Source organism: Gibbsiella greigii (genome assembly GCF_039540155.1).
Lineage (GTDB): Bacteria > Pseudomonadota > Gammaproteobacteria > Enterobacterales > Enterobacteriaceae > Gibbsiella > Gibbsiella quercinecans.
This window is the reverse complement of record NZ_BAABEM010000048.1, coordinates 99,589-116,991: the sequence shown is the minus strand read 5'-3', so window position 1 is coordinate 116,991 and position 17,403 is coordinate 99,589. Positions and strand designations below refer to the sequence as shown.

Annotated in this window: 19 protein-coding genes; 7 read left to right on the top strand and 12 right to left on the bottom strand. The window is 59.3% G+C overall.

Translation table 11 applies throughout. From position 1 onward, the window contains the following. Positions 1 to 78 precede the first annotated feature (78 nt). On the top strand, positions 79 to 1,086 hold the full coding sequence (locus AC559G_RS20890; RefSeq protein ID WP_346082083.1) for a 3-beta-hydroxysteroid dehydrogenase: 1,008 nt from the start codon (positions 79 to 81) through the stop codon (positions 1,084 to 1,086). Here AC559G_RS20890 and AC559G_RS20885 read toward each other — a convergent pair whose 3' ends face one another. The 8 genes from AC559G_RS20885 to AC559G_RS20850 all read right to left on the bottom strand — a co-directional run bounded on the left by AC559G_RS20885 (position 1,087) and on the right by AC559G_RS20850 (position 8,875). After that, a complete protein-coding gene (locus AC559G_RS20885; RefSeq protein WP_498914419.1) occupies positions 1,087 to 1,917 on the bottom strand; it encodes an N-acetylmuramoyl-L-alanine amidase in 831 nt (276 codons plus the stop codon). Positions 1,918 to 1,944: 27 nt separating this feature from the next. Further along, positions 1,945 to 2,268 carry a heavy metal-binding domain-containing protein gene (locus AC559G_RS20880; protein ID WP_095848031.1) on the bottom strand — a complete coding sequence of 108 codons (324 nt, stop codon included), beginning with the start codon at positions 2,266 to 2,268 and terminating at the stop codon, positions 1,945 to 1,947. Positions 2,269 to 2,368: 100 nt separating this feature from the next. Beyond that, positions 2,369 to 4,330 carry a TonB-dependent receptor plug domain-containing protein gene (locus tag AC559G_RS20875; protein WP_498914417.1) on the bottom strand — a complete coding sequence of 654 codons (1,962 nt, stop codon included), beginning with the start codon at positions 4,328 to 4,330 and terminating at the stop codon, positions 2,369 to 2,371. 98 nt (positions 4,331 to 4,428) lie between these two features. Then, the gene (modD, locus tag AC559G_RS20870; RefSeq protein WP_498914415.1) at positions 4,429 to 5,274 is read right to left on the bottom strand and encodes a ModD protein; all 846 of its coding nucleotides are present in this window, start codon (positions 5,272 to 5,274) and stop codon (positions 4,429 to 4,431) included. Continuing rightward, positions 5,271 to 6,089, bottom strand: a complete 819-nt coding sequence (locus AC559G_RS20865; RefSeq protein WP_498914413.1) for a class I SAM-dependent methyltransferase — start codon at positions 6,087 to 6,089, stop codon at positions 5,271 to 5,273. The genes modD and AC559G_RS20865 overlap by 4 nt, the downstream gene beginning before the upstream one ends. Beyond that, complete coding sequence (locus AC559G_RS20860) at positions 6,079 to 6,867, bottom strand: ABC transporter ATP-binding protein (protein WP_498914410.1); 789 nt, start codon at positions 6,865 to 6,867, stop codon at positions 6,079 to 6,081. The genes AC559G_RS20865 and AC559G_RS20860 overlap by 11 nt, the downstream gene beginning before the upstream one ends. Next, positions 6,864 to 7,856: a FecCD family ABC transporter permease gene (locus AC559G_RS20855; RefSeq protein WP_498914408.1), complete on the bottom strand. Its 993-nt coding sequence runs from the start codon at positions 7,854 to 7,856 to the stop codon at positions 6,864 to 6,866. Before AC559G_RS20855 ends, AC559G_RS20860 begins: the two co-directional genes overlap by 4 nt. Beyond that, the gene (locus tag AC559G_RS20850) at positions 7,853 to 8,875 is read right to left on the bottom strand and encodes an ABC transporter substrate-binding protein (protein WP_498914406.1); all 1,023 of its coding nucleotides are present in this window, start codon (positions 8,873 to 8,875) and stop codon (positions 7,853 to 7,855) included. Before AC559G_RS20850 ends, AC559G_RS20855 begins: the two co-directional genes overlap by 4 nt. A gap of 292 nt (positions 8,876 to 9,167) precedes the next feature. Here AC559G_RS20850 and AC559G_RS20845 point away from each other — a divergent pair, with 292 nt between their 5' ends. From AC559G_RS20845 to artJ (AC559G_RS20820), 6 genes are all read left to right on the top strand, one after another. After that, on the top strand, positions 9,168 to 9,710 hold the full coding sequence (locus AC559G_RS20845; RefSeq protein WP_498914404.1) for a YqhG/Tai3 family protein: 543 nt from the start codon (positions 9,168 to 9,170) through the stop codon (positions 9,708 to 9,710). A gap of 236 nt (positions 9,711 to 9,946) precedes the next feature. Beyond that, entirely contained in the window at positions 9,947 to 10,675 is a 729-nt protein-coding gene (gene artP / locus AC559G_RS20840) for an arginine ABC transporter ATP-binding protein ArtP (protein ID WP_438597770.1), read from the top strand. Positions 10,676 to 10,691: 16 nt separating this feature from the next. Continuing rightward, a complete protein-coding gene (gene artJ, locus AC559G_RS20835; RefSeq protein WP_498914402.1) occupies positions 10,692 to 11,423 on the top strand; it encodes an arginine ABC transporter substrate-binding protein in 732 nt (243 codons plus the stop codon). A gap of 9 nt (positions 11,424 to 11,432) precedes the next feature. Continuing rightward, a complete protein-coding gene (gene artQ / locus AC559G_RS20830; protein ID WP_416260478.1) occupies positions 11,433 to 12,149 on the top strand; it encodes an arginine ABC transporter permease ArtQ in 717 nt (238 codons plus the stop codon). After that, on the top strand, positions 12,149 to 12,817 hold the full coding sequence (gene artM / locus AC559G_RS20825) for an arginine ABC transporter permease ArtM (protein ID WP_498914400.1): 669 nt from the start codon (positions 12,149 to 12,151) through the stop codon (positions 12,815 to 12,817). The genes artQ and artM overlap by 1 nt, the downstream gene beginning before the upstream one ends. A 232-nt stretch (positions 12,818 to 13,049) precedes the next feature. Beyond that, on the top strand, positions 13,050 to 13,784 hold the full coding sequence (gene artJ, locus AC559G_RS20820) for an arginine ABC transporter substrate-binding protein (RefSeq protein WP_438597773.1): 735 nt from the start codon (positions 13,050 to 13,052) through the stop codon (positions 13,782 to 13,784). A 38-nt stretch (positions 13,785 to 13,822) separates the two neighbouring features. Here the strand turns inward: artJ (AC559G_RS20820) and rlmC are convergent, their stop codons facing one another. From rlmC to potH, 4 genes are all read right to left on the bottom strand, one after another. Beyond that, positions 13,823 to 14,950, bottom strand: coding sequence for a class I SAM-dependent methyltransferase (rlmC, locus tag AC559G_RS20815; RefSeq protein WP_498914398.1), 1,128 nt, complete (start codon positions 14,948 to 14,950; stop codon positions 13,823 to 13,825). A gap of 71 nt (positions 14,951 to 15,021) precedes the next feature. Beyond that, complete coding sequence (locus tag AC559G_RS20810; RefSeq protein ID WP_498914396.1) at positions 15,022 to 15,501, bottom strand: YbjO family protein; 480 nt, start codon at positions 15,499 to 15,501, stop codon at positions 15,022 to 15,024. Between the two features lie 94 nt (positions 15,502 to 15,595). After that, entirely contained in the window at positions 15,596 to 16,441 is an 846-nt protein-coding gene (gene potI / locus AC559G_RS20805) for a putrescine ABC transporter permease PotI (protein ID WP_498914394.1), read from the bottom strand. Next, on the bottom strand, positions 16,438 to 17,400 hold the full coding sequence (gene potH / locus AC559G_RS20800) for a putrescine ABC transporter permease PotH (protein WP_462613946.1): 963 nt from the start codon (positions 17,398 to 17,400) through the stop codon (positions 16,438 to 16,440). Before potH ends, potI begins: the two co-directional genes overlap by 4 nt. Between the last annotated feature and the right edge of the window lie 3 nt (positions 17,401 to 17,403).

Here is a 17,403-nt window from a genome sequence, read left to right as displayed (position 1 = left end):
GAAGAATGGCACCTCATTTGCAGGGGCGCTGGCAATCGCTCCCGCAGTCTACAATTTGGGGTGAGAATAGAGTCTGTTATGAAGGTATTGGTTACCGGTGCAACCAGTGGGTTAGGCCGCAACGCCGTTGAATATCTCCGCCATCAGGGTATAAAAGTGCGCGCCACCGGCCGCAACCAGGCCATGGGCAACCTGCTGGAAAAAATGGGCGCCGAGTTTATCGCAGCCGATCTCACCACGCTGGTATCTTCACAGGCCAAGGCCATGCTGGCGGACGTGGATGTTCTGTGGCACTGCTCCAGCTTCACTTCCCCCTGGGGCAGCGAGCAGGCGTTCGAGCTGGCCAACGTGCGCGCCACCCGCCGGTTGGGAGAATGGGCCGCCGCCTATGGCGTATCGCAGTTTATCCATATCTCCTCCCCTGCTATTTATTTCGATTATCGCCACCACCGCAATATCAAAGAAGATTACCGGCCGGTACGCTATGCCAACGAATTCGCGCGCAGCAAAGCTGCCGGCGAACAGGTGATCCACCAGTTGGCACTGTCCAACCCGCAGACCCATTTCACCATTCTGCGCCCGCAGGGGCTGTTCGGCCCGCACGACAACGTGATGTTGCCGCGCCTGCTGCAGATGATTAAGCACTACGGCAACCTGCTGCTGCCGCACGGCGGCAGTGCGCTGGTGGATATGACCTATCTGGAAAACGCCGTACACGCCATGTGGCTGGCCACCCAGGCGGAAAACACCGTCTCCGGGCGCGCCTACAATATTACCAACCAGCAGTCACGCCCGCTGCGCACCATCGTCCAACAATTGTTTGACGATCTTGGCATGGCGTGCCGTATCCGTTCGGTGCCCTATCCGATGCTGGATATGATGGCCCGCGGCATGGAAAAGTTGGGAAATAAAGACAAAGAGCCGGTGCTGACCCATTACGGCGTCGCCAAGCTCAATTTCGATTTGACGCTCGACACCACGCTGGCGCAAGACGAGTTGGGTTACCGGCCGATCGTTTCGCTGGACGAAGGCATCAACCGCACCGCCCAATGGTTGAAAACCCACGGCATGTTGCACGCGCGCTAATCAGCGCGCCGCCCCATATTTACTTAGCAAAGCATCCGCAATCGCTTCGGTTTCCGCATCCGGCGCGCCGCTAAAATCCGCCGGCCGGAAGTGCATTTGAAACGCCGCCACCAGTTGCCGCTGCTGGCGCGCATCCCAACCCGGTTCCACGCCATAGCCGTAGCGCGCCAGCTTGGCCAATAGCAGCGCCATGGCGACCGGCGCATGGCGATCGCGGCCGGCCAGATAATGCTGCACGTCCGCCTCGTCCGGCCAGGCGCCGATGCCGGCCTGCGCCAACTGCCGCCACGGGAATAGCGGGCCGGGATCCTGTTTGCGCAGAGGGGCGATATCGCTGTGCCCGACCACATCCACCGGCTGAATGCCATAGCGCTTAATGATGTCGCGGCTAAGATCCACCAGCAGCGCGATTTGCTCCGGCGTATAAGGCTGCCAATGGGTGAACAGCAGGCTGTGGTAAAAGCCGCGGTTGACGATTTCAATGCCGATAGAGGTATCGTTAAGGCCGGTGCGGCCACGCCACTGGCTGGCGCCCGCATGCCAGGCGCGCTGCGCCTCGGGCACCAGTTGATACACCACCGGTTGGCCGTTTTGCCGCGGCGGATGAGCCGGCAGCAGGTAGTGCGCGCTGACGTGATCGTCGGTCAGCGTCTTCAGCGAGGCGTGAAAATCATCCGCCGTGTAATGCATCACCAGAAAGCGGATGCGCGCATCGGCGCCCTGCGCCCGGTAACGCGTCTCAACGTGATAAGCGCCATCTTCGTGCTGTTGGCCGCTCTGGCAGCCGGCCAACAGGCTGGCGGCGGCTATGATCCATAATCCCTTCGCCACTGCATGCTCCTTTGCCTTGCGTTTGGATTAACGGTTCACTTTCACCGCCGTGCCGCTGACGGTAACCATCAACATGCTGGCGTCTTTGCCGACGGTTTCATAATCGATGTCGATACCAACCACCGCGTTGGCCCCCAGCTCCTTGGCCTGTTCTTCCAATTCCCTGAACGCCAATTGGCGCGCCTTGCGTAACTCTTTCTCGTAGGCGCCGGAACGGCCGCCGACGATATCACGCACGCCGGCAAAAAAATCACGGAAAATATTGGCACCGAGAATGGCTTCGCCGGTAACGACGCCGCAATAGGCGGTAATGGTGAACCCTTCCAGGGTTGGGGTCGTCGAAAGCTGCATCAGGATCTCCTGTTAATGATGAACTTCTTGCTCCGCCCTCCTTTTTAACACGATGCCGCCACGGCGTCAGCCCTGGCGGCAACCTACCCGACCGGCGCGGTCAGTAGCGGTACTCTACCCCCAGCCAATAATTGCGCCCCTCTTCGATAAACCCTTCGGCATAGGCGTAGGTGGTATCGAACAGATTGTTGACCGACGCATTGACGCTCAGGCCATGCCCAATCTGGTAATCGGTACGCAGGTTGGTGACGGAAAAGCCGGCCGCCTTCTGGCTGCCGTCGGTGTCGCTGTAGCTATAAGAACGCGCCTCCTGCGCCACGGTAATGCTAAGCGGCTGCCACGGCGTCAGCGTTGCCCAGGCCACCAGCGTTTGCTTCGGCAAACCGGTAATCTTGCCGATTTCCAATTGCTTGGGATCACTGTGGGTAAAGCTGTAATTCACCCCGGCCGACAGCATATCCAGCAGTTTGCCTTTAATGCCCAGCTCAAACCCAGTGTAATCCACCCGGCCGCTGTTGCGGTTCTGCACCACGTCTGCGCTGATGTTTTGCGACAAAATGGCGTCACTGACGCGGTTGTAATACACGCTGGCGTCATAACCCCACCGTTCAGACAGCGCGCCGGTATAGGTCAGATCAAGGTTACGGCTGCGTTCCGCCTTCAGGCCAGGGTTCACCAATGCAATTTGGCCATAGGCCGGGCGCGAGGTGGTGTAGCGTTCTTTCAGCGTGGGGAAGCGGCTACGTTCAGAATACGACAGGGCAATATCGTTACGGCTGTCAAGGTGATATTTAGCCATCCCCTGCCAGTTGAATGCCCGTTGGGTATTGTCGTCATAACGGGTGATCCCGGCCGTCTCGTGCTTCATGGCCTGCAGGCTGTCACGCCAGTCGTAGCTGATGCCCGCCACCACGTCCAGATCGTCAGTTGCCGCCCATTGGTATTCGCTGGCCAGCGACCAGGTGCGGTCTTTATAGCGATCGTAGGCCGCCGAAGGCGCGCTCTTTTCACGGTGGACGTCTTCTTTCCAGTGCGCGGCGAACGCCAGTTGATCGCGCTCGCGCATATCTATCGCCAATTGCAGCCCGGCGCCGTTGCTGTAATCGTCGTAGTGGCTGTAGCTGCTGCTCCCGCTTTTGAGCGCGGCCAGGCTGTTGTACATCAGCAGGGTGTTTTTAAACGCGTCGTGGTAAACCCGGCTTTTCAGGGTATAGCCATCGGCCAACCGCGTGGTGCCCTGATAGTAATAACTTTCCTTATCGTATTGCGGCCATTGCCAATAGCGCGCCTGCTGGCTGCTGGTGCCGGCATAGGGCGGGTTGTTCTTTTCGCCGTCCTGTTTGATGTAGGTAAAGGTGTACTCATCCGATGGCCGCGGGGTGAAACCGATTTTTAGCATACCGCGCTGGTCGTCGGCCGCTGAATTACTGCGCTTGCCCTGTTCCCCCACCACCGGCCCGTCGCTGCCATGGGGCAAACCGACAAAATCCTGTTTCAGCCGGCTGCCACTGACCTGGATATAGCCGAGATCGCTTTTGATCCCCAGCGCGGCATTGGCGTCATAGGCGTTGCGTTCGCCGCGCGCCCAGCCCTGACGAAAGCCGATGCGAGCTTCCAGCGGGTTCTTCGGCTTCTGTGTTGTCAGGTTGATCGATCCCCCCATCTGGTTTGGCCCTTGCAGCAGCGACGTGTAGCCTTTGGAAACTTCCAGCGTCGCCAGCCCGGAAGTGAGCAGGCGCCCAAGATCCAAATTGCCGTCGTAAGGCACATAAATCGGTACGCCATCGTAGAACACCGGCACCTGCCGGCTGTCGAAGCCGCGCACCCGCACCTGCAGTTCATTACGGTTGCCGGACTTCTGTAACGTTACCCCTGGGATCACGCTAAGCGCCTGTGCAACATTGCGTTTATCAAGCTGGGTGACGGTTTGCTGGTCAACAATATCACTGGTCGCCGCCACGGCGCTGCCCCATACGGTGACCGTGTCCTCTTGCGCCGCCAACGCGGCATCCATGGCCAGCAGAGTGAACGGTATATACAGAGAGAGGTTTTTTATTTTCATCAGGATATCCTTTCCAAAAGTGTGCTGTGTTGTTTTTATATAACGGTGTTTTATCGCACAGCCGCGGCGCCGATGTGGCGCGGCGGCGGCAAAACGCATCACGCCAGCGGCAACAGTTGAACCTGAATATCCGCTGGTGGTGCATAATAAGGGGCTGAAGTGATCAGCAGCGGCACGCCGGTGCGAGCGAAGGCTTCAACCGTGAGCAGTGTGATGCCGCCGGTGGCGGAAATGCGGCAATGAGGCGCTATATGCCGCGCCAGTGCGAGCAGCGCGGCAATATCGTGCGGCGTAAACTTATCCAACTGCAACACGTCGGGCTGGGCGGCCAACGCCAGACGGGCTTCTGCCGGGGTATCGGCTTCCAGCACGATGGCCTTTTCCGGCGCCGCCATACGCAGGCGGACGACCATCCCCGGCCAGTCATCATCGGCCAGAAAGCGGCGGTGGTTGGCAAAAACCAGCAGCGTATCCGCCGTGCCGGCGCGGTGGATGAGCCCGCCGCCGGCCAACACCGCCTGCGCGGCCAGCAGCCGCGTCCCAGGCACCGCCTTGCGCGTGCAGGCGATCTGCCCGTTCGGCACATAGCGCCGCAGGATCTGCAGCATACGGAACTGGTAGTCCGTCACGCCGCAGCTCCACTCCAGCAGGTTCTGCACCGCCTTCCACCCTTGGTGTAATGCTTTTGCCTTGCCCTGAGCGGACACCAGCCGCGCCCCGGCGCCCACCACCGCACCGTCTTCCACCCGCGCCTGCGCCTCAATGCCAAGGCGGCGCAGCATGCGGCAGGCGGTGTCAATGGCGCTGACGCAGCCGCCGTGGCGGTGGATAAAGTGCATCTCACCGTCCCGTTCGCCAATCCCCAGCGCACGAGTAGTCACATCTCCGCCCTGGATGTCTTCCTGCAAGAGCCGATCCAACAGCGCATCAGGAATAAAGATCATGGCGCCGCCTCAAAATCAACGCGATCCCACCAGAGCAGTGCCCAGTCACGGGTCGGCGCCACCAGCGGCCGCGGCCCGTGTTTGCGCTGGGTGAAATAATCAAATAGGCGCTGTTTTTCCTCATCGTTCAGCTCGCCGGTTGACCAGGCAACCGCAGAAAGAAACGCCTCGAAGGTATCGGTTTGCGCCTGGCAGTTCGGCCCGCGAATAAAATCGACCCGCGGCTGGATGCCCATCTGGTACAGCACGTTGAAGGCGTACGCGTAGTTGGGCAGTTCAACCACCGGCCGGCCAAGGGCGCGCTGGATCGCCGGATCGACAAACGACGGGCTTACCGTGTGAGTGGTATATACCCGCAACCTGGCCTTGTCGTTCAACTTGCGCATCGCCTGGCGCAGATCGGCCACTAGCGTAGAGCGCGAGGCAACGGCGATGTCGCATTGCGGCACATCGTCCCAGCTGTCTTCCCACGCCTTGCGCAGCAGGGTGGCATTGGCGATGCCCTGCGCCTGGGCGCGCTGGCGCGCCACCGCCAACATGCCGCTGCTGTAATCCAGGCCATAGACCCGTTGCAGGCGATCGGCCACGTTCAGGCACACGGAGCCCGGCCCGCACCCCATATCCAGCAGCGTCTGCACGCCGGTAAAATCCATGCGGGCGATCAGTTGCGCCAGATAAGGATCCTGCGGGTTGGCGCAGGTCTGCGCCATTTTCTCCGCCCGCCGATCCCAGTGTTCAGGCGTTTTTTCCGTTCTTTTCGCCAGCTTCATCTGCTGTTGGTACAGCGTGGCGAAATCAATGTCATCAATCAGCATGGTGTTTGTCCTGAATGTCGTTTACGGGGTTCCCCTGAAAGTGGCGGCGAATTTGCGCCGGTGAAACCTGATAAATGGCCGCCAGCGCTTCAGCGCTGAGCATCTCTGCCGGTGAGCCCTGGCGCACGGCGTGCTCTGGGCTCATCAGTATCACGCTGTCGGCAACGGCCTGGGCATGCATCGGGTGATGGGTCGACATCAGGATCGTCATCCCGCCGGCCTGTAAGCGCCGCACCTGCTCCAGCAACGCGATTTGGTGGCCAAAATCCAGGCTGGATGCCGGTTCATCCATCACCAACAGCGAGGGTTGCTGCACTAGCGCGCGGGCGATCAACACCAACTGGCGCTCGCCGCCGCTGAGCGTGGGGTAAAGACGCCGTTCCAGATGCGCGATCCCAAGCGCCGCCAATGCCTGCCGGGCCAACGCATGCTCCCGCTTGCCCGGTGACGTAAACAGCCGCAGCCGTGCGCTGCAGCCCATCATCACCATATCCAGCACCCGAAACGCAAAGGGGCCGTCATGCGCCTGCGGCACATAGGCCAGAGCCCGCGCCAGTTCGGCGGCCGGCCAACGGGATATCTGCCGATCATAAAGGCTGATTTCGCCCGCAAGCGGCGGCATCAGGCCCAACAGTGTGCGCATCAGGGTGGTTTTTCCGCAGCCGTTGGCGCCGAGCAGGCAGGTTATCTGCCCGGCCCGCAGCGTAAAGTTGACATCGCGCACCAGCGGCCGCCGCCGGTAACCCAGGCTGACCTGCTCTGCCTTCACCACGTTCATCGCCGCCCGCCCCCCAGTAACAGGGCCAGAAAGAACGGCGCCCCAACCAGCGCGGTCAGGATGCCGAGCGGCAACTCAATGGCGGCGATGCTGCGCGCCAGGGTATCGGTCAACAGCAGCAGCAATGCGCCGCAGCCCATGGCCGCCGGCAGCAGATAGCGGTGATTCGCGCCCACCAGCAGCCGGCTGATATGCGGCACAACCAGCCCGATCCAACCAATAATACCGGCAACCGAAACCACAGTGGCGGTCACCAACGTGGCGCACAGAATCAACACCAGCCGCAAACGGGCGACATTGACCCCCAGCGTGCGCGCTTCGTCGTCAGGCAGGCTGAGCAGGTTCACCCGCCAGCGCAACAGCAGCATCGGGATCATCCCCAGCAACAGCGCCGGCGCCACCGCCAGCAAATCCGCTGGCGTCAGCGTTGACAGGCCGCCAAGCAGCCAGAAAGTGATCGACGGCAGTTGCAGGTAAGGATCCGCCAAAATCTTGATCAGTGAGATCACCGCACCGCACAGCGTCCCGATCGCAATCCCCACCAGCACCAGCGACAGAACCGGATCGTGGCGGGTTGCCAATCTTGCGATCAAACACACCGCGATCACCGCCGCCAGGCCGCCGAAAAAGGCCAGCAACTGGATCATCAGCATCGGCAAGCCGAGGAAAATCGCGATGCTGGCCCCCATACCGGCGCCGGCGGAAACACCCAAAATATCCGGCGACACCAGCGGGTTGCGAAACATGCCCTGATAGGTGGCTCCCGCCGCCGATAACGCGGCGCCAATCAGCAGCGCCCCGGCCACGCGCGGCAAGCGCACCTGCCAGAAAACCACCGCCAGGCGCCGGTCTGCCGGCGTGATCGTTTCCGGCGCCATCAGGTGCAAGATTTGCGTTAACGACAGCGAAAATGGGCCGGTGCACAGCGCCAGCAGCACGGCGGCGCCCCCCAGCGCGCAAAGTAGCGCCATACGTATCCGTATGCTCATGAGCGCACCAACAGCTCGGCCAGTTGCGCATCGCCCAGTTCCGCGTGATAAAACAGGCGGAAGAACTGCTTAATATCATCAGCGATACCAGCGGCCAGGTGCGGATCGAAATGGCTTTGCAAGCGGCGCAGCCCCAACAGGCGGTTGATACCCGGCGGCGAGTCCAGCCAACCGAACGGCAGACCGGTAAAACCGTATACCCGCCCGTGCGCCACCGCATCCAGGCTGCGCCAAACGGGGCTGGTGTTCAGATATTGCCGCGTCGTGTCGCTTTGCGTGATGATAATCTCGGGGTTCCATTGGGCGATCTGTTCAAAAGACACCTGCGCCAACCCGCTCAGCCCCGGTTCGGCGGCAACGTTCACCAGCCCAAGCATTTCAGCCGCTTGCGTATGCAACGAGCCGCGCAGGCCGGTTTCCAACCCACGCGGCCCGCGCGCAGCGTAGAAACGCCTGGCGCTACCCGGCCTGGCGGCAAATACCTGCGCGTCCGCCAGGAAACGCGCGGCCATATCCGCCAAAGGCGCGCTGGGTGCTTCAACGCCAAGCAGCGCGGCCAACTGCTGAATCTGCTGCGCCGCATGGGGTAGCCCACCATCAATCAATACGTAGGGAATGCCGGTTTGGGCGGACACCCGTTGCGCCAGCGAGCGATAGGTGGCGTCGACGCTGCCGCAATCAATGATGATGTCAGGATTGATTGCTAGGAGTTTTTCAATGGAAAGTGTGCTGCCGCGCCCGGCTAAACGCCCCAGCCGGGGCAAACGGCGCAAACTGTCGGGCAGCATGGCCGCCGTGGAGAAATCGAACGACGACAAACCGGCCAAGCGATCCGGCGCCACCGCCATCAGCAAAAGATCGGCCGGCGCCCCGGCGCTGACCACACAGCGGATTGAGAACGGCGCCGGCAATTGCCCAAAGGGGCTGACGAGCACCGGCGGGCGCGCCACCGCGGGGAACGCGCTAAGGCAGGCGGCGGTCAATGCATAGCGAAGCAAACGGCGCCGGGATATATCCATATCGATACCTGTGAATCCATTCGTTATATAAAATATAACATAACGAAATAGTCACCCTGTCGTATTGATGTACATCAACAGGCCGGCCAGGGTATTGCCATGCCCAGCGGGCAAGCGGCGAGAATAGCCATTTCAGACACCTACCTTCACGGCAAAATCTATTTATACTGTAAGCTGCTGATGTATTCATGGCATGCTCTGTGACAACAGCCTGCTGGGGGAGAGGTTTGTTTGCCGCCTGCCGGTGCCTTGAAATCTATGGGATAGAGAGACTTTCACAAAAGGTATTAAGATGAAAATAAAAACGATTGCGGCTGTTTTGCCTTTAGCGTTATTACTGAGTGCCTGTACTACCGTTGAGCCGGCTTACAAGGATATCGGCACCCGCAGCGGCGGCTGTATAGACGGCGGCCCAGACAGCGTGGCGCAAGCGTTTTACGATCTGCGCATCGAGCAAGGCGCCGCGCGGCCAGACAGCGCCCGCCTGGGCGAACTCCAGCCCTATCTGAGCCAGCAGCTCTATCAGGAACTGTTAAAGGCCAGCCGACAGCCGGGTAAACTGCCCGCCAGCGGCGATTTGTTCTCGGGCAGTGCCGAAGGGCCGACCAGCGCCAAGGTCGCTAGTGCCTCCACCATTCCGAATACCGATGCAAAAAATATTCCGCTGCGCGTCGCGCTGAGCTACCAGAAAGCCGGCGGCAACGAAGTGAACTGGCAGAATGAGGTGCTGATGGTGCGTGAAGGCACTTGCTGGACCGTTAACGATATTCGCTATCTGAATACGCCGACGCCGGCTTCCCACGCCACCCTGCGGCAAACCCTTGAAGATCAATAATCACCGTGCGAAACCGGCGCTCCCGTGCCGGTTTTATCATCGCCCGCAGGCAGGAGCAAACTGACTGGGGTTTTCATCGGCGGCGCGACAAATTCATGCGCCGCGGCTGCTGCCCGGTACATTGTGCTATTATTTATTAAATAACCGCATATAAATAAATTTTAACTCACAAACATTGCATAACTATGCTGTGGAAGTTAACATTCGCGGCATCTAAATCTATCCGATCCTGGCGCATGAGCATTCAATTAAAAGATATCAATTGCTTTTACGGCGCAAACCAGGCGCTGTTTAATATCACGCTGGACTGCCCAGCGGGCGAAACATTAGTGCTACTTGGCCCAAGCGGCGCCGGGAAAAGCTCCCTGCTGCGGGTGCTAAACCTGCTGGAAATGCCGCGTTCCGGCCATTTGCAGATTGCCGGCAACCAGTTTGACTTCACACAGCCCCCGGGTGAAAAAGCCATCCGCGAACTGCGCCAGAACGTGGGGATGGTATTTCAGCAATATAATCTGTGGCCCCACCTTACCGTGGTGCACAACCTGATCGAAGCGCCCTGCCGTGTGCTAGGCTTGAGCAAAGCACAGGCGATGGAACGCGCCGACAAACTGCTCAAGCGCCTGCGCCTGAGTGATTTCGCCGATCGTTACCCGCTTCATCTTTCCGGCGGCCAGCAACAGCGTGTCGCGATTGCCCGCGCGCTGATGATGGAACCGCACGTGCTGCTGTTCGATGAGCCCACTGCAGCGCTGGATCCGGAAATCACGGCGCAGATCGTCAGTATCATTCGCGAGTTATCCAGCACCGGGATCACCCAGGTCATCGTCACTCATGAAGTGGAAGTGGCGCGCAAAACCGCCAGCCGCGTGGCCTATCTGGAAAATGGCCGGGTAGTGGAACAGGGGGATGCCCAGCATTTCGCCCACCCGCAAACGGCCGAGTTCGCCAACTATTTATCACACTAGGCTTAGGGGATTTTTAATGAAAAAATTGTTTATCGCCGCCGTCTTAGCCGGCATCAGCATTTCCGCCGCCGCCGCTGAAACTATTCGCTTCGCGACGGAAGCCTCTTATCCGCCGTTTGAATTCGTTAACGCGGACAACCAGATCCAGGGTTTTGACGTCGATTTGGCCAATGCCCTGTGCAAAGAAATCCAGGCCGAATGCACCTTTACCAATCAGGCATTCGACAGCCTGATCCCCAGCCTGAAGTTCAAACGCTTCGACGCCGTGATGGCCGGTATGGACATTACCCCAGAACGCGAAAAACAGGTACTGTTCACCCAGCCTTACTACGATAACTCCGCGCTGTTTATTACTGAAAAAGGCAAAGTGGCCGATGTCGCCGCGCTGAAGGGCAAAAGAGTCGGCGTGCAAAACGGCACTACCCACCAAAAATACCTGGCGGATAAACACCCGGAAATCACCACCGTGCCCTACGACAGCTACCAGAATGCCATTCTGGATCTGAAAAACGGCCGCATCAATGCCGTCTTCGGCGATTCAGCCGTGGTTAACGAATGGCTGAAACAGAACAACACGCTGGCGGTAGTGGGCGAAAAAGTGACAGACAAAGACTACTTCGGCACCGGCTTAGGCATTGCCGTGCGCCAGGGCAACACCGCGTTACAGGGTAAATTCAATGCGGCGCTGGACAAGATCAAACAGGATGGCACTTACGAAACCATCTACAAAAAATGGTTCCAGCAGTAATTAACCCCGATGAATGAAATCCAACCCTTAGCAAGCGCCGCCGGCATGACCGTCGGCCTTGCCGTTTGCGCCCTGGTGCTCGGGCTTGCCCTGGCCATGCTGTTTGCCGCCATTGAGTCTGCACGCTGGCGCCTGGTCAGCTGGCTGGGCACCGCTTGGGTTACGCTGCTGCGCGGCCTGCCGGAAATCCTGGTGGTGCTGTTCATCTATTTCGGCTCGTCGCAGTTACTGCTGTTGCTGTCCGACGGTTTTACCCTGAATTTTGGCCTGTTCCAACTGCCCATCCAATTGGCGATTGAAAATTTCGACGTCAGCCCGTTCCTGTGCGGCGTGATCGCCCTTGCCCTGCTCTATTCCGCCTATGCTTCGCAAACGCTGCGCGGCGCGCTGAAAGCGGTGCCGCAGGGGCAATGGGAATCCGGCCAGGCGCTGGGCATGCGCAAATCAGCGATATTCTTCCGCCTGATTATGCCGCAGATGTGGCGCCACGCCCTGCCCGGCCTTGGCAACCAATGGCTGGTGCTGCTGAAGGATACCGCGCTGGTATCGCTGATCAGCGTTAACGATCTGATGCTGCAAACCAAAAGCATCGCCACCCGTACCCAAGAACCGTTTACCTGGTATGTGGTTGCCGCCGCTATTTATCTGGTTGTTACCCTGCTTAGCCAATACGTCATTAAACGGATCGAACTGCGTACCACGCGTTTTGAACAGGGGGCATCCTGATGCTTGACTACCTGCCCGAAATCGCCAAAGGGCTGCACACCAGCTTAACCCTCACCGTGGCCGCGCTGATTGTCGCCCTGCTGCTGTCGCTGGCGTTGACGGTGGTGCTGACGCTGAAAACGCCGATCCTCACACCGCTGGTGAAAGCCTACATCACGCTGTTCACCGGCACGCCGCTGCTGGTGCAGATCTTCCTGATCTACTACGGCCCCGGCCAGTTCCCGGCGATCCGCGATTACCCGTGGCTGTGGAACTTGCTGTCGCAGCCGTGGCTGTGCGCCATGATCGCGCTGGCGCTCAACAGCGCCGCCTATACCACCCAACTGTTCTATGGCGCGGTGCGGGCCATCCCCGCGGGGCAGTGGCAATCATGCGAAGCGCTCGGCATGTCGCGCCGGCAAACGCTGCGCATCCTGCTGCCGTTCGCCTTTAAACGCGCGCTGTCGTCGTATTCCAACGAAGTAGTGCTGGTATTTAAAAGCACTTCGCTGGCCTACACCATTACGCTGATGGAAGTGATGGGCTACAGCCAACTGATGTACGGCCGCACCTATGATGTGATGGTGTTCGGCGCCGCCGGCCTGATTTATCTGGTGGTCAACGGCCTGCTGACGCTGCTGATGCGCCTGGTGGAACGCCACGCGCTGGCCTTTGAACGCCGCAACTAGCCGTTTTCTCTTGCGCCCGGGGCCGGGCGCTTCCCCATGCCCGGCCTGCATTGCCCTGCCCTGTGCGTTAAGCTAACGCCAAACCACTTTTTTAATCATTTTTATTGCATATTAATTCACTCGGTGGCATGGTTAACGCCATCACCACCACGGATGATTTTCGCCGGTTTGCCAGCAGAATCAAACGGTGGCCTAAAATAACAGCAGATAATTTGCAGACAGGAATTTGTGCATGAAAAAACTATTACTTGCCGCCACGATGCTGGCCGGGATCGCCTTTACCGCCCAGGCGGCCGATACCATCCGCTTCGCCGCTTCCGCCACCTACCCACCGTTTGAATCGCTGGACGCCAATAACCAGATTGTCGGCTTTGATATCGATCTTGCCAAGGCGCTATGCAAACAGATGCAGGCGGAATGCACCTTCACCAATCAGGCTTTCGACAGCCTGATCGCCGCGCTGAAATTCAAAAAATACGATGCGGTGATTTCCGGCATGGATATTACGCCGGAGCGCAGCAAACAGGTGGCGTTCACTCAGCCGTATTATGCCAACTCGGCGATCGTCATTACGCAAAAAGGCAAATACAGCAGCCTGGCGGATTTGAAAGGCAAAAAAGTGGGCATGGAGAACGGCACAACCCACCAAAAATACATGCAGGATAAACACCCGGAGATCAATACGGTGGCCTACGACAGCTACCAGAATGCGATTCTTGAGCTGAAGAACGGCCGTATCGACGGCGTATTCGGCGACACCGCCGTGGTCAATGAATGGTTGAAGAATAACCCGAACCTGGCGCCGGTCGGTGAACATATCACCGATGCGCAGTATTTCGGCACCGGCCTGGGCATCGCCGTGCGCCCGGATAACAAGGCGCTGCTCGCCAAGCTAAATGCCGCGCTGGAGGCGATCAAAGCCGACGGCACCTATAAGGCCATCAACGACAAGTGGTTCCCGCAATAAACACCCCTATTGCCCTCGCCGGCGGCGGAGGCAGCCTCTCAGGCCCGCACCAGCAGCGCCAACACCTCGTAATGCGCCGTATGCGGGAACATATCGAACAGTTGCACGCGCACGAGCCGGTAACCGGGCAGCAAGGCGATATCGCTCGCCATGGTTTGCGCATTACAGCTGGAATACAGCAGATAATCCGGCGCCATGGCATTCAGATACTCGCACAGCGCCTGGCCGATACCACGCCGCGGCGGGTTAACCACCACCAATTGCGGCACCTGGCCTTCGGCGGTGGCAAAGCGGGTTGAATCCAATGCCTGAAACCCAACCTTGCGCAGCCCCAGCGCCTGCGCCGACTGGCGTGCACAGGCGATCGCCTCAGCGCTGATTTCAATACCAGTCAGTTGCGTATCCCGATCGGCGCAGTGCAGGCCAAAGCCCCCCACGCCACAAAACAGATCCCACATACTGCTGACACCCAGCGCCCGCACCCAGTCACGGGCGGTGGCGTAAAGGCGGGCCGCCACCTGTGGGTTGGTCTGGAAAAAGCTCTGTGGACGGATATACAACGGCACCTGATTAAATTGCTCTTCCAGTGCCTGCTGCTCGGTGAGTGGGATCTCGCGCTCACCTTCCATAATCGCCATATGCACCGGTTGAATATTGGCGGAGATCACCTTCAACTGCGGCAGTTGCTGCTGCAGCCAGGGCAATGCGGCACGCAGCTGGGCCAGCTTGGTTTCCGAACGCAGCACAAAACGCAGCATCACGCCGCCGCTGTGGGTGCTTTCGGTCAGCAACAGGTATTTCAGCTCACCGCGTTTGCGCGCCACGTTATAGGGCGTTAACCCCGCGCGGGCGATAAAGGTTTTCAATAGCGGAAACAGAGGCGCAAAGCTGGCCGGATACAGCGGGCAGGCGCATAAATCGGCGGGCGTGCCGTCGCGCTGTAATATGCCGAGCAGCGGCCTTTCCACGCTGCCGCTGACTACCATCTTGGCTTTGTTGCGAAAAGCCGCCTGCGGCCCGGTTACCGGCGCCAGCCACTGCGCCACCGGGTGCTGCGCCAGCAGGTTTTGCAGGTGTTGCTGTTTGTCAGCCAATTGCTGCGGATAAGGCTTTTCCAGCCACTGACAGGAACGGCAGTTGCCCGCCGTGTACAAAGCGCAATGCATGACGATTAACCGGTAAAATTCAGGATGACGATTCAAGGGCGCAGAGTTTACCACTCTGCGCGGCTAAAATCTCAGTTGCGCGCGCGGAAGAAACGGCGGCTGGCGCGCGGAACAAACAGCAACAGCAGGATCACCAGATCGGGCAGTTTGGCCAGTATCAACCGGTGGAGGATCTGGCTGCTGGTTTCCCCTTCCACGGTAAACACTTCGGGAAACTGGCTGCCGATGGTCGCCAGCAGTAAGTAGCCGACCACCAGGCATTGGCAGGCAACGTAGCCCCAGCGCCCCCAGTTGCGGCCACGCGTCACCATGATGCCACAGCCGATCTGCCCGCACAGCACCATAATGCCCGCCAGAAAAATCAGCGTTGAATCCCACGCCTGCGCACTGGTGCTGACGAACTCCCTGGCGCCGGAAAAACCCAATTCCCCCAGTAACAACACCACGCTCAGGCACTTGATCGCCACTATCGCGGTGCCTGCTACCATCACCGCTACCGGTGCATCAGCCCGCATATATATTCCCTGCCCGCTTTTCAGCATATCAGCCATATCCGTATTTCGTGCAACAGCGCCGCCCACCAGAGCGGCGGATCGGGAGATTATGCAACCACAACCCAAGCAAAAGTAGCAGGTTTAGCCGCATTCAGCCACGGGCGGCCTTGTGCAACTCGCGCACGCGTTGTTTTTCCGCACGCGCCATAAACCACCAGGCGATGGTGCCGATGAGCCCCACCACCAGCAGGATCAGCGTCGCCAGGGCGTTAATTTCCGGGTTGACCCCCATACGCACGCTGGAGAACACCAACATTGGCAACGTTGTCGCCCCTGGGCCGGCCACGAAGCTGGCGATAACCAAATCGTCCAGCGACAGCGTAAACGCCAGCATCCAGCCCGAGATCAGCGCCGGTGCGATCATCGGCAGCGTGATCACAAAGAACACTTTCAGCGGCGCCGCGCCGAGATCCATCGCCGCCTCTTCGATCGAACGGTCAAGCTCACGCAGGCGGGAAGCGATCACCACCGACACATAGGCGGTGCAGAAAGTAACGTGCGCCAGCCAAATGGTGAACATACCGCGTTCCGACGGCCAGCCGAGCGTGTGCCCCATCGCCACAAACAGCAACAGCAGCGACAGGCCGGTGATAACGTCCGGCATAACCAGCGGCGCCGTTAGCATGAAGGCAAAGCCGGTGGAGCCACGGAAACGGCCAAAACGCACCATCACCACCGCGGCGATGGTGCCGAGGATCACCGCCGCCGTCGCCGAAGCCGCGGCAATGGTCAGGCTTAGCCCCACGGCGCTGATCATCGCAGAATCGTGGAACAGTTCGGTGTACCAGCGCGTCGACCAGCCAGCCCACACCGTCACCAGTTTTGAGCTGTTGAAAGAGTAAATCACCAGCATCAGCATCGGCGCGTACAGGAAAGTGAAGCCCAACACCAAAATCAAAATACGCCACGGGGAACGCACTACCGGCAAATTGCTCATCCCTGGCCCCCCATTTCTTTGTTCTGGTGCTTGTGGAACCAGAGAATTGGTAAAATCAACAGCAGCAGCATGATAACCGCCACCGAAGAGGCCACTGGCCAATCGCGGTTATTGAAGAACTCCTGCCACAGCACGCGGCCGATCATAATGCTGTCCGGCCCGCCGAGCAGTTCCGGGATGACGAACTCCCCCACCGCCGGGATAAACACCAGCATCGAGCCAGCGATAATGCCGCCGCGCGTCAGCGGCACGATCACGCTGAAAAAGGTTTTGAGCGGCCGGGCGCCAAGATCGAGCGACGCTTCCACCAGGCTATAATCGATCCGGGTCAGTGCGGTGTATATCGGCAACACCATAAACGGCAGGTAGGAATAGACGATACCGATATACACCGCCAGGTTGGTATGCAGGATCACCAACGGCTGATCGATCACCCCCAGCCACATCAGGACGTTGTTCAACACCCCGTTGTTTTTCAAAATCCCCATCCAGGCGTAAACGCGGATCAGGAACGAGGTCCACGAAGGCAGGATCACCAACAGCAGCAGGATATTGCGCGTTGAGGATCTGCTGTGCGCCACCGCCCATGCCAACGGGTAACCAATCAGCAGGCAGCAAACCGTTGAGACCGCCGCCACCTGCAGCGATTGCAGATAGGCCTCCACGTACAGCGGATCGTCCGTCAACTGCAGGTAGTTGGCAAAGTTGAGCGCAATATCCAGCTTGCCGTCCGCCCAGCTCATAAGATCGGTATAAGGTGGGATAGCGCGCGCCATTTCGGCCAGGCTGATTTTGAACACAATCAGGAACGGCAGCAAAAACAACAGCACCAGCCACAGATACGGCAGCGCGATCACCAGCTTGCGACCATGCGCCATTTGCACACGGCGGAAAAACGCTTTCAGCGGGCCGGGCTGCTGCACCGGCGCCGATGGGGGCTGTTCAGAAAGTATTGTCATAAC